We start from the raw sequence: 11,726 nt of genomic DNA, 5'->3' as shown, positions 1-11,726 counted from the left end.
CAGTTGGGGACGGCCCGCGGGCGAACTCCGGACACCAGCCTCGGCCCACTTGTCCCCGCTCCCGGAACCCCCCACCATCCACCCCATGAACACCCACACCGCCCAACAACTCCTCACCGACAACTTCGCCCCCTGGGTCCTCGACCTGAACCTCCGCGTCGTCGAGGTCAACGATGCGCACGCCCTGCTGCGGCTGCCCTGGGACGCGCGGCTGGCGCGGGACGGGGGAGGGATGTCGGGGCAGGCGATGATGGCCGCCGCCGATACCGCCACCGTCATCGCCGTCTCCGCCGCCCGGGGCGCGTACGGCCCCATGACCACCGTCCAGCAGTCGACCAGCTTCCAGCGCCCCGTCGTCGACGCGGACGTACTGGTCGACGCGCGCGTCACCAAGCTCGGCAAGCGGATGGCGTTCGCGGAGATCACCCTCACCGCCGAGGGCGCGGACGAGCCCGCCGCCCGGGCCAGTACCGTCTACGCCCTCCTCGGGTGAGACGAGACCCTTGTCTGATGGGGCGTCAGATATCACGATGGGGCCAGCCGGTCGGAGAGTGACGAGGCGTCAGGTCGGCGTCCTCGTCCCGGCCGCCGAGGAGGCCGCGTCGTGGACCCGTACCCGGACATACCCGGGGGGCCGCTCTCGTACGGGATGCAGCTCCCCATCCAGTCCCAGAGCACCCTCTACGCCGAACCCTGGGAAGCCGGCGCCACCCCGGACGACCTCGCCGAGATCGCGCGGGTCGCCGACCGCGCCGGCTTCCACTACCTCGCCACCTGCGACCACGTCGCCATCCCCCGCAGGCTCGCGGGCGCGATGGGCACCACGTGGTACGACCCCGTCGCCACCCTCGCCTACCTCGCGGCGATCACCACCCGCACCCTCCTCCTGAGCCACGTCGCCGTCGTCGGCCTGCGCCACCCCCTCCTCACCGCCAAGCAGTACGCGACCCTCGACCACCTCAGCGGCGGCCGGCTGGTCCTGGGGGTGGGGGCCGGTCACGTACAGGAGGAGTTCGAGGTCCTCGGGGCGGACTTCGAGGGCCGGGGGGCCGTGCTCGACGAGAGCGTCGACGCGCTGCGGGCCGCGCTCGGGCCGGAGGAGTTCCCGGAGTTCCGGGGGGAGAGGTTCAGCTTCAGCGACCTCGGGCAGCGGCCGCGCCCGGCCCAGGAGCGCGTGCCCATCTGGGTCGGCGGTTCCTCGCCCGCCGCCGTCCGGCGTGCCGCCCTGCGCGGCGACGGCTGGCTGCCGCAGGGCGACCCGCGCGACAGACTGCCCCGCCAGATCGGCCGGATCAGGGAGTTGCGGGAGCGCGCGGGCATCGAGGGGCCGTTCTGCGTCGGCGCCATCGCGGAGCCGCTGTACGTGGGCGAGGCGCGCTGGGACCTCGGGCGCCGCACCCTCAGCGGCAAGCCGGACGCCCTCGCCGACTCCCTGCGCGAGTACGCCGCGCTCGGCGTCCACCAGGTCCAGCTGCGCTTCCGCTCGCGCGGCCGCGCCGAACTCACCGACCAGATCGCGGCGTTCGCCGCCGACGTGGCACCCCACCTCACCTAGGGAGTACGGACATGGGCAAGCTGGACGGGCGGGTCGTCCTCGTCACGGGCGCGGCGCGCGGGCAGGGCGAGCAGGAGGCGCGGCTCTTCGCGGCCGAGGGCGCCAAGGTGGTCCTCGCGGACGTCCTGGACGACCAGGGGGAGGCGGTGGTCAAGGAGCTGGGGGAGGGGTCGGCGCGGTTCGTCCATCTCGACGTCAGCCGCGAGGAGGAGTGGATCGCCGCCATCGGCCTCGCCAAGCAGGCCTTCGGGCATCTCGACGGTCTCGTCAACAACGCGGGCATCCTCCGTTTCAACGAGCTCGTCGCCACCCCGCTGGAGGAGTTCCAGCAGATCATCCAGGTCAACCAGGTGGGCGCGTTCCTCGGTATCAAGTACGCGGCGCCCGAGATCGAGGCGGCCGGCGGCGGCACCATCGTCAACACCGCCTCGTACACCGCGCTCACGGGCATGGCGTACGTCGGCGCGTACGCCGCCACCAAGCACGCCATCCTGGGCCTGACCCGGGTCGCCGCGGTGGAGCTCGCGGCGAAGGGGATCCGGGTCAACGCGGTCTGCCCCGGCGCCGTCGACACCCCGATGACCAACCCGGCGGCCCTCGACCCGACGGCCGACCCCGAGGAGGCCAAGGAGGCGGTGGCCGAGCTCTACAAGCGGCTGGTGCCGCTGGGCCGGATCGGGCGGCCGGAGGAGGTCGCGGCGCTCGCGCTCTTCCTGACCAGCGAGGACTCGGCGTACATCACGGGTCAGCCGTTCGTGATCGACGGGGGCTGGCTGGCCGGTGTGAGCCTCTTCTGAGCCATTTCTGAGCCATGTCTGACTCGGCGTCAGGTATTGACGACGCCGTACGCCGGTGGAACAGTCGCCGTATCGCAGAGATCTGACGATGTGTCAGAAACGTTGACAGGGACGGTGAACCTCCTTGGAATTCGGACTGTTTGTACAGGGATACGTGCCCGTGGCACGCTCGTCGGTCGACCCCCAGGCGGAGCACAAGGCGCTCATGGAGGAGACCGAGTACGTCATCCAGGCGGACAAGTCCGGCTTCAAGTACGCCTGGGCCTCCGAGCACCACTTCCTGGAGGAGTACTCCCACCTGTCGGCCAACGAGGTCTTCCTCGGCTACCTCGCCCACGCCACCGAGCGGATCCACCTCGGCTCGGGCATCTTCAACCCGCTGGCGGCGGTGAACCACCCGGTCAAGGTCGCCGAGAAGGTCGCGATGCTGGACCACCTCAGCGAGGGGCGGTTCGAGTTCGGCTCCGGGCGGGGCGCGGGCTCCCACGAGATCCTCGGGTTCATGCCGGGCGTCACCGACATGAACCACACCAAGGAGATCTGGGAGGAGACCATCGCGGAGTTCCCCAAGATGTGGCTCCAGGACGAGTACGTGGGGTTCCAGGGCAAGCACTGGTCGCTGCCGCCGCGCAAGGTCTTCCCCAAGCCGTACGGGAAGTCGCACCCGGCGATGTGGTACGCGGCCGGGTCCCCGTCCTCGTACGCCATGGCCGCGAAGAAGGGCCTGGGCGTCCTCGGCTTCTCCGTCCAGAAGGTCTCGGACATGGAGTGGGTCCTGGAGCAGTACAAGACGGCGATACGGGAGGCGGAGCCGATCTCCGACTTCGTCAACGACAACGTGATGGTGACGTCGACGGCGATCTGCGCGGAGACGCACGAGAAGGCGGTGGCCATCGCGGCGGCGGGCGGTCTGAACCGGCTCCAGTCGCTGGTGTTCCGCTACCACGACACGTTCCCGCGGCCGGAGGGCGTGCCGGAGTGGCCCGAGCTGCTGCCCGAGTACACGACGGAGATCATCGAACTCCTCATCGCGGAGGAGCTGATGATCTGCGGCGATCCCGACGAGGTCACGCGGCAGTGCAAGCGGTGGGAGCAGGCGGGGGCGGATCAGCTCTCGTTCGGCTTGCCGATCGGTGTGCCGTACGAGGACACGATGAACACGATCCGGCTGATCGGGGAGCATGTGATCCCGAAGATCGACACGGATCCGGTGCACCGGACGACCCGATTCCGCGAGGCCGCGGGCGCCTGAGCGAACTGTTCGGCTGCGGGCCGGTGGCGGGCTGGTCGCGCAGTTCCCCGCGCCCCTTATGAGCCCGGTGTTCGTCTGCGGGCCGGTGGCCGGTTGCTCGCGCAGTTCCCCGGGCCCCTACAGGGGCGCCCCGCAGGGGCGCATTTAGGGGCGCGGGGAACTGCGCGACCAGTTGGGGACGGCCCGCAGACGAACGCAGACCCTCGGGAGACCACCTCGGCCCCCCACCCACCCCCGGAGGGTTCAGGGAAGGGGCGGGGTGGGGGCCAAACCAAGACGCGGGGGCGCGGCTTCCCGGGCCGTTCCCCCGCCCACCCCGGCCGGAGGCCACCCGGCGGCGGCCCGCCGCGTGGACTCCGGCCGGGGCACACCCATGCGAGGGAGAGAGGAACACCCATGCTCGACCACCTGATCCGGCGCGCGACCGTCGTCGACGGCACCGGCGCCCCCGCCTACACCGCGGACGTCGGCGTCCACGCAGGCCGCATCGCCCAGATCGCCGAGCCCGGCACCCTCGCCCCCGAAACCGCCCGCACCAGCGAGGACGCCCACGGCCTCGTCCTCGCCCCGGGCTTCGTGGACCCCCACACCCACTACGACGCCCAGCTGTTCTGGGACCCGTACGCCACCCCGTCCATGAACCACGGCGTCACCACCGTCGCCGCGGGAAACTGCGGCTTCACCCTCGCCCCCCTCCACCCCGACCGCCCCGAGGACGCCGACTACACCCGCCGGATGATGGCCCGGGTGGAGGGCATGGCGCTCAAGGCACTGGAAGAGGGGGTCGACTGGGGCTGGTCGACGTTCGGGGAGTACCTGGACGCGCTGGACGGCCGTATCGCCGTAAACGCCGGGTTCATGGTGGGGCACTGCGCGCTGCGCCGGTACGTCATGGGCCCCGACGCCGTCGGCGGGCAGCCCACCGCCGACCAGCTCGACGCCATGCTGCGCCTCCTCCACGAGGCCATGGACGCGGGCGCCTGGGGGCTCTCCACCACCCAGTCGTCCACCCACTCCGACGGCGACGGCCACCCCGTCGCCTCCCGGCACGCCCGCCCCGCCGAGCTCCTCGCCCTCTCCAAGGCGGTCGGGCAGCACGAGGGCACCCAGATCGAGGCGATCGTGGCCGGGTGCCTGGACCAGTTCTCGGACGAGGAGATCGACCTCTTCGTGGAGATGTCCGCCGTCGCCGGGCGGCCGCTCAACTGGAACGTCCTCACCATCGACGCCGCCGTCCCCGAGCGCGTACCCCGCCAGCTCGCCGCCAGTGAGCGCGCCCGCCGGGCCGGCGGCCGCATCGTCGCGCTGACCATGCCGATCCTCACCCCCATGAACATGTCGCTCGGCACCTTCTGCGCCCTCAACCTCATCCCCGGCTGGGGGGACGTCCTCAACCTGCCCGTCCCCGAGCGGATCGAGCGGCTGCGCGACCCGGGGGTACGCGCCGAGATGCTGCGGCGCGCCGACAGCAAGGAGGCCGGGGTCTTCCGGCGGCTCGCCGACTTCGGGCGGTACGTCATCGGGGACACCTACTCCGAGGCCAACACCGGGCTCACCGGGCGCGTGGTCCGGGACATCGCCGCCGAACGCGGCCAGGACCCCTTCCACACCCTGGTCGAGATCTGCGCCAACGACCGGCTGCGGACCGTCCTGTGGCCCATGCCGACCGACAACGACCCGGCCAGCTGGGCGCTGCGCCAGGAGACCTGGCAGCACGAGGACGTCCTGCTCGGCGGGTCCGACGCGGGTGCCCACCTGGACCGGATGTGCGGCGCCCCGTACACCACGCGCTTCCTCGGCGACTGTCTGCGCGGCCGCAGGCTCATGCCCCTGGAGCAGGCGGTGAAGATGCTGACCGACGACCCGGCGCGGCTGTTCGGGCTGCGCGAGCGGGGCCGGATCGAGGAGGGGTACCACGCCGACCTCGTCCTCTTCGACCCCGAGCGCATCGAGGCGGGCCCGGCCACCCTCGTCCACGACCTGCCCGGCGACAGCCCGCGCCTGGACTCGAAGGCGATCGGCGTCGTCTCGGTCCGCGTCAACGGCGTCGAGACGATCCGCGACGACGTGGTGACCGGCGCGGTACCGGGCACGGTCCTGCGCTCCGGCCGCGACACGAGGACGGTGTCCGTCAAGTGAGCCTGTACGAGCCGAAGTTGTTCATCGGGGGCGAGTGGGTCGAGCCCGACGGTGGGCGGTACGAGATCCTCGATCCCGCCACCGAGGAGGTCGTCGGGCTCGCCCCCGAGGCGAGCCGCGCGCAGGTGTACGCGGCGGCCGCCGCCGCCCGGGACGCCTTCGACAGCTGGTCGCGCACCGCCCCCGAGGAGCGCGCCGCGATCCTCGACCGGGCTGCGGACGTCATCCAGCGCGAGTTCACCCCGTACGCCGAACTCGCCCGCGCCGAGACCGGCGCCACCACCGCCACCGCGCGCGGCATGCAGGTCGCGGTGGGCGCGGCCCGCTTCCGGCGGTACGCGAAGGGGGCGCTGGAACCGGTCGAGAGCGCCGTCGTGCCGCAGATCAACGAGGCCGGGCCGATGGGGCGCGCGGGCGTCTTCGGGGCCGTCGCCGTGCGGCAGCCCGTGGGGGTGGTCACCTGCATCACCTCGTACAACAACCCCTGGGCCAACCCGGCGGGCAAGGTCGCGCCCGCGCTCGCCATGGGCAACACGGTGGTGGTGAAGCCCGCCCCCCAGGACCCCCTGTCCGTCTTCCGCATGGCCGAAGCCCTGGCCGAGGCGGGCGTGCCGAGGGGAGTGGTCAACGTGGTCAGCGGCTCGGCCCCGGCCGTCGGGGAGGCGGCCGTGGACTCCCCGGACGTCGACATGGTCAGCTTCACCGGCTCCACGGCGGTGGGGCAGCGCATCGCGGAGGTGTGCGGGCGGGGGATGAAACGCCAGCTCATGGAGCTCGGCGGGAAGGGCGCGGCGGTCGTCTTCGACGACGCGGACGTGGGGGCGGCGGTGATGGGCATCGGCACGACGTTCTCGTTCTACAGCGGGCAGATCTGCACGGCGCCGACGCGGGTCCTCGTCCACCGGTCGGTGCACGACCGCCTGATCGAGCAACTTGCCGTCTACATCGGCCACTTGAAGGTGGGGCATCCTGCGGAGGCGGGGACGGTGGTCGGGCCGGTGATCTCGGCCGCGCACCGCGCGCAGGTGGAGTCGTATGTGGAGCTCGGCCGCAAGGAGGGTGCGCGGGTCGTGGCGGGCGGCGAACGGCCGCCGCTGGAGCGGGGGTTCTACGTCGCCCCGACGCTCCTCGCCGACTGCACCAACGACATGCGCGTCGTCCGCGAGGAGATCTTCGGGCCGGTCGTGGCCGTGGTCCCCTTCGAGGACGAGGAGGAGGCGGTGTCCCTGGCCAACGACAGCGACTACGGCCTCCTGGACTACGTGTGGTCCGGCGATGTGGCCCGCGCGTTCCGGGTCGCGCGGCGGTTGCGGGCGGGGGGTGTGGGCGTGAACACGATCGGGCGGAACATGGAGGCGCCGTTCGGGGGCTTCAAGCGCAGCGGGGTGGGACGGGATGTGGGTTCGTACGCGCTGCACGCGTACAGCGAACTCCAGGCGATCGTCTGGCCTGGCTAGCCGTTCGTCTGCGGGCCGTCCCCAACTGGTCGCGCAGTTCCCCGCGCCCCTAAACCCTCGTTCGTCTGCGGACCGTGGTCGGTTGCTCGCGCAGTTCCCCGCGCCCCTTAAATGCGTCCCTGCGGGCCGCCCAGGGGATTGCCGCGGAGCGGCATCTTTAGGGGCGCGGGGAACTGCGCGAGCAACCACACGCCGCCCGCAGACAAAGACCGGCCCTATAAGGGGCGCGGGGAACTGCGCGACCAGCCACCCACCACCCGCAGGCGGCGAACGTTCCTAACCGCCCAGGAACACCGGATTCGTGAACGCAGCCAGCGGACCCGGCAACCCCGGCACCGCCGGCGCGTGGCGGACCTCGGCCCGTACGTACGTCGCGTACGACGCCGTCGTCCGCCACTCCACGGCCCCCGCCCCCACCGGCGCGGTGAACAACGTCCCCTGGTCCGTGACAAAGGAGGCCGTGCAACCCTCCGCACCGGTGACATCGAGGCGCACGGTGACCGGCTCGTCGCGGGCCACCCGCAGTCGCTCGCCGATCCCCGCGTGCCCGCCCCGCCCGCCCGACACCGTGAAGGCGAGGGAGACGGACGAGGACTCCGCCACGTACGAGCGGCCCGCCTTCAGGCCCGCCTGGATCGCCTCGCGGGACAGCTCGTCGGCGAGGACCACCGTCTGGGGGCCGCCGATGCGGTCGGGGTCGCGGTGGGCGTCGCTGTTGCCCATCGCCGGGATCCAGCGGCCCCCCGAACGCGCCGCCACCGCCAGCGTGTTGTCCCACTCCTGGAGGGACACCTCGTCGTCCGGTGTGTACGCCCCGTTCCACACCTCCACCGCGTCCGCCTCGCCGAACCCGAACTTCCAGTTGCAGCCGACGCAGGTGGCGTGCGGATGGGCGGGGACGACCAGGCCCCCGGCGCGGCGGATCTCCCGGGCGAAGTGGCCGAAGCGGTTGTCGCGGGCGCGGTAGCGCCAGTCGACGAAGGTGCCGGGGTCGACGCCGAGCGCCAGCACGTGCCCGTTGCGCGTGGTGATCTCCTCGCCGGTGAGGATCAGCAGGTCGTCGCCCCACAGACCCTCCCACGCCGGGTGCGAGGAGTGGGTGTTGTGCTCGGAGGTGTTGATGAAGTCCAGGCCCGCCGCACGGGCCAGCGCCGCGATCTCGGCCGGGGTGCGCCGGCCGTCCGAGTACCAGGAGTGCAGGTGGCAGTCGCCCCGGTACCAGGCCCGGCCCCGCCCCTTGGCGCGGGCCGGCGGGTACACCGGCGCGGGTGTGCTGCCCCGCTCGCCGGATTTCAGGGTGATCGTCACCGTGTACGGCAGGCCCTGCGGCGCGACCGTGTACGGGCCGAGCGCGATGTGCCAGGTCCCGGCGCGCACCGGGCCGGGGATGTAGCCGGGGGTCGCCGCGTCCGCACGGATGAAGAACTCGGTGCGGGCGCCGCCCGACCAGCCCCGGAAGCCCTTCCCGCCCAGCTCCGTGCCGCGCTCGTCGAAGATGCCGATGTCCAGGGCGTTGTTCTGGGTGCCCGCCGGGACCGTCGCCTTCTCGTACGCGTACGACACCGCGATCTCGCGCACTCCGCGCGGCACCTCCACCGGCAGGTAGACGAAGTCGGGCGCGCCGGGCGGCAGGGTGCCGGTGACGATCCGGGTCCGCTCGGCGGGGCCGCCGCCGCTGTCGCCGCCGGGGGCCGCGTTCGCGAAGCTCACGGTTCCCAACGTAAGCGCGGTGGCGGCTCCCGTCACGAACAGCGCACGGCGGCCGATGGTCCTGTCGTCGGAGGTGCTGTCCTCGGGTCCGCTCATGGCCAGTGCTCCCAGGGGGGTGGAAGAGGCGGCTGGATGGGTGTCCACAGTCGTACGCTCCCGTGAACTCTGCGGCAAGGGGCGGAGGTTGGCGTATGGCTGGTCCATGACAGGTCGATGGCCCGCATCGCTCTCTTGCACCCTCGATCCGCCGGGGCTAAGAAGTGGGAATGCGTATCGCCACCACGATCTTCCTCACCGACGAGACGATCACCCCCGTCCGGCTCGCCCGCGAGCTGGAGGAGCGCGGATTCGCCGGGCTGTATCTGCCGGAGCACACGCACATACCCGTCGAACGGCTCTCGCCGTACCCGCCGGGCGGCGAGCTGCCGCGCCAGTACGGCCGCACCCTGGACCCCTTCGTCGCGCTCGGGCAGGCGGCCGCCGTCACCGACTCGCTGGGCCTGGGCACCGGCATCACGCTGGTCGCCCAGCACGACCCGATCGACCTGGCCAAGCAGTCCGCCACCCTGGACCACCTCTCCGGCGGCCGGTTCACGCTCGGCGTCGGCTACGGCTGGAACCGGGAGGAGGCCGCCGACCACGGTGTGGAGTGGTCCACGCGCCGCGAGCTGGTGCGCGACCGCATGGCGCTGATGCGGGCGCTGTGGGCCGAGAAGCCCACCGCGTACGAGGGCCCGTTCGGCTCGGTGCGGGCCAGCGAGGCGCACCCCAAGCCGGTGCGGAACGGGGCGCCGCGCGTCCTGCTGGGCGGCGCGGCCGGGCCCAAGCTGTTCGCGGCGGTCGCCGAGTACGCGGACGGCTGGCTGCCGATCGGCGGTGGCGGGCTCACCGACTCCCTGCCGCAGCTGCGCCGGGCCTGGGAGGAGGCGGGCCGCGCCCCCGACGACCTGGAGATCGTCCCGTACGCGGTGCTCCCCTCGCCCGGCAAGCTCACCCACTACGCGGACCTGGGCATCGAGGAGATCGTCCTCCAGCTGCCGTCCGCCGACGAGGCGGCGGTGCTGAAGACGCTGGACGAGTTCGCGCCGTACGTGTGAGCCCACGGCGGCCCGGCACCGGCCGGGCCGCCGCCGGGAAGGTCAGCCGAGCGGGATGTCCAGGTAGGACGGGTCGTCCTCGTCCGCCGTGATGTCGATGGTGGCGCGCGGCTGGTTGGCGTCGCCGTAGAACGGGTCGCGGGCGTCGACCACCAGCAGCAGCCGGTGCCCGGCCGGCACGTCGTAGCCGGTGGCCTGGAGCGGGATCTCGGCCCTGACCGGCTGTCCGGGCTCCCCGCCCAGTCGGGTGCAGGGCGCGTGCGTGACGATGTGCGCCGAGCCGTCGGGGGAGACGTCGAAGAGGTGGGCGATCAGCGTCGAGTGCTCGGCGCTCGGCGTGTACGCGAGGTGCAGGCGCGGGATGCCGCGCAGCTTGGTGGTGACGGCCATCGGCGGGCTCGCCCACACGCCCGCGTCGGCCCGGTCGATGTCGTGCACCGGATAGACCTTCGGGTTGCCCGCCATCTCGGCGTACCCGGCGGTGACGATCGCGTCGGCGACGGTCGCCGGGGTGTCCGCGCCGGTCTGGAAGCGCACGCTCCAGCCGCTGCCGGGCTTGTCGGCGAGGCCGCCGTCGGTCTCGGCCCCGCCCCAGCCGTCGCCGTTGACGGCCGCGCCGGTCAGATACAGGCGCTCGGTGCTGCCGGTGACCGCGTCCCAGGTGGGCCTGGTCTCCAGCGTCTTGCTCCACATGACCTGGCTGACCACCTGGCCCTCGGTGTCGATGCCGTTGTCCACCCCCTTGAGGTGGTGGGCGAAGAACCGGTGCGCGTCCTCCCAGATCCGGTTGGGCAGCCCGAGCATCCCGGTCATCTCCGGGCCGGAGTGGTCGCCGATGGACAGGTCGATCCGCTTGGGGCCGGTCAGCTCCTGGAACATCCGCAGGGTCTGGTTGGCCGGGAAGAGCGTCTCGTGCCAGGCGTGCGCGAAGAACACCGGCACCCGGCGGTGGTTGAGGGCGTGGACGTGGGTGAGCGGGGAGCGCTCGGCCGCCCACTCCAGCGTCTTGTCGATGTTCCGGTCCGCCAGCAGGTCGTCGAAGGCGCGCCGGGTGCGCTCGCTCAGCCGCGCGTCGCCCGCCGCGCTCAGCAGGGTGGCGACGGCCGCGGTGTGCCGGGTGGAGTTCTCGTAGAACGCCTCGCCCACGTCGCCCCAGGTGGACAGGGCCGCGACCGCGTGGACGCGCTCACGTTCGTCGAGGGCGGCGACCAGCTGGCTGATGCCGGAGCCGTACGAGTCGCCGAGGAAGCCGAGCTTCGTCGGCTCGGCGCCGATCCGGTCGGTCAGGAAGTCGATCGCCCTGACGCCGTCCTCGACGTCGAGCGGCCCCGCGACCTCCACCTCGCCGCCGGACGCGCCGAAGCCGCGCGCCGAGTAGGCCAGGACGTTGTACCCGGCGGCCGCGAACCGGGTCGCCTGCGCCACATAGACCAGCCAGCCGACCGAGGTCCACGGCGACGGCATGATCACCGCGGGCCGCTCGCGCGGGCCCACCAGGTGCTTCCACAGCACCCCGTCGAGCTCGTCCCCGCGCGCCCCTGGGATCTTCACCCGGACCGGTACGGCCACGGCCCTGGCCTCCTCGATCTCGACGGCCCGCGCGGGTGCCACACGTGAGGTGTCGCCGCTGGTCAGCGCCTCGAAGTAGCGCTTGAGCGCGTCCTCGTCGAGCTCCGGGTACAGGGTCGTCGGCTGCGTACGCTCTGATGTCACGTCAGT

The 11,726-nt window shown here is 72.4% G+C and carries 9 protein-coding genes; 7 read left to right on the top strand and 2 right to left on the bottom strand.

Features of this window, described 5'->3' with window-relative positions; translation table 11 throughout:
- Positions 1–85 precede the first annotated feature (85 nt).
- The 6 genes from BX283_RS19140 to BX283_RS19115 all read left to right on the top strand — a co-directional run bounded on the left by BX283_RS19140 (position 86) and on the right by BX283_RS19115 (position 7,200).
- Positions 86–493, top strand: a complete 408-nt coding sequence (locus tag BX283_RS19140) for a PaaI family thioesterase (RefSeq protein WP_101388791.1) — start codon at positions 86–88, stop codon at positions 491–493.
- A 156-nt stretch (positions 494–649) separates the two neighbouring features.
- Entirely contained in the window at positions 650–1,555 is a 906-nt protein-coding gene (locus BX283_RS19135) for an LLM class F420-dependent oxidoreductase (RefSeq protein ID WP_101392453.1), read from the top strand.
- Between the two features lie 11 nt (positions 1,556–1,566).
- The gene (locus BX283_RS19130) at positions 1,567–2,352 is read left to right on the top strand and encodes an SDR family NAD(P)-dependent oxidoreductase (protein ID WP_101388790.1); all 786 of its coding nucleotides are present in this window, start codon (positions 1,567–1,569) and stop codon (positions 2,350–2,352) included.
- A 124-nt stretch (positions 2,353–2,476) separates the two neighbouring features.
- Positions 2,477–3,604, top strand: a complete 1,128-nt coding sequence (locus BX283_RS19125) for an LLM class flavin-dependent oxidoreductase (protein WP_101388789.1) — start codon at positions 2,477–2,479, stop codon at positions 3,602–3,604.
- Between the two features lie 396 nt (positions 3,605–4,000).
- Positions 4,001–5,743, top strand: coding sequence for an amidohydrolase family protein (locus BX283_RS19120; RefSeq protein WP_101388788.1), 1,743 nt, complete (start codon positions 4,001–4,003; stop codon positions 5,741–5,743).
- Between the two features lie 2 nt (positions 5,744–5,745).
- Positions 5,746–7,200 carry an aldehyde dehydrogenase family protein gene (locus BX283_RS19115; RefSeq protein ID WP_101392452.1) on the top strand — a complete coding sequence of 485 codons (1,455 nt, stop codon included), beginning with the start codon at positions 5,746–5,748 and terminating at the stop codon, positions 7,198–7,200.
- A 276-nt stretch (positions 7,201–7,476) separates the two neighbouring features.
- Here BX283_RS19115 and BX283_RS19110 read toward each other — a convergent pair whose 3' ends face one another.
- The gene (locus BX283_RS19110) at positions 7,477–9,006 is read right to left on the bottom strand and encodes a CehA/McbA family metallohydrolase (protein ID WP_101388787.1); all 1,530 of its coding nucleotides are present in this window, start codon (positions 9,004–9,006) and stop codon (positions 7,477–7,479) included.
- Positions 9,007–9,176: 170 nt separating this feature from the next.
- On the opposite strand from BX283_RS19110, the gene BX283_RS19105 reads away from it, so the two are divergent.
- Complete coding sequence (locus tag BX283_RS19105; protein WP_101388786.1) at positions 9,177–10,007, top strand: LLM class F420-dependent oxidoreductase; 831 nt, start codon at positions 9,177–9,179, stop codon at positions 10,005–10,007.
- 42 nt (positions 10,008–10,049) lie between these two features.
- Here BX283_RS19105 and BX283_RS19100 read toward each other — a convergent pair whose 3' ends face one another.
- Entirely contained in the window at positions 10,050–11,720 is a 1,671-nt protein-coding gene (locus tag BX283_RS19100; RefSeq protein WP_101388785.1) for a CocE/NonD family hydrolase, read from the bottom strand.
- Positions 11,721–11,726 lie beyond the last annotated feature (6 nt).

Source organism: Streptomyces sp. TLI_146, assembly GCF_002846415.1.
Classification (GTDB): Bacteria; Actinomycetota; Actinomycetes; order Streptomycetales; family Streptomycetaceae; genus Streptomyces.
This window is presented reverse-complemented; position numbering and strand designations above follow the sequence as displayed.

What these genes read in the sequence shown, in the direction of transcription:
- BX283_RS19140 (WP_101388791.1), top strand. Translation starts at nt 86, where the DNA reads ATGAACACCCACACCGCCCAACAACTCCTCACCGACAACTTCGCCCCC.
- BX283_RS19135 (WP_101392453.1), top strand. Translation starts at nt 650, where the DNA reads ATGCAGCTCCCCATCCAGTCCCAGAGCACCCTCTACGCCGAACCCTGG.
- BX283_RS19130 (WP_101388790.1), top strand. Translation starts at nt 1,567, where the DNA reads ATGGGCAAGCTGGACGGGCGGGTCGTCCTCGTCACGGGCGCGGCGCGC.
- BX283_RS19120 (WP_101388788.1), top strand. Translation starts at nt 4,001, where the DNA reads ATGCTCGACCACCTGATCCGGCGCGCGACCGTCGTCGACGGCACCGGC.
- BX283_RS19110 (WP_101388787.1), bottom strand. Translation starts at nt 9,006, where the DNA reads ATGAGCGGACCCGAGGACAGCACCTCCGACGACAGGACCATCGGCCGC.
- BX283_RS19105 (WP_101388786.1), top strand. Translation starts at nt 9,177, where the DNA reads ATGCGTATCGCCACCACGATCTTCCTCACCGACGAGACGATCACCCCC.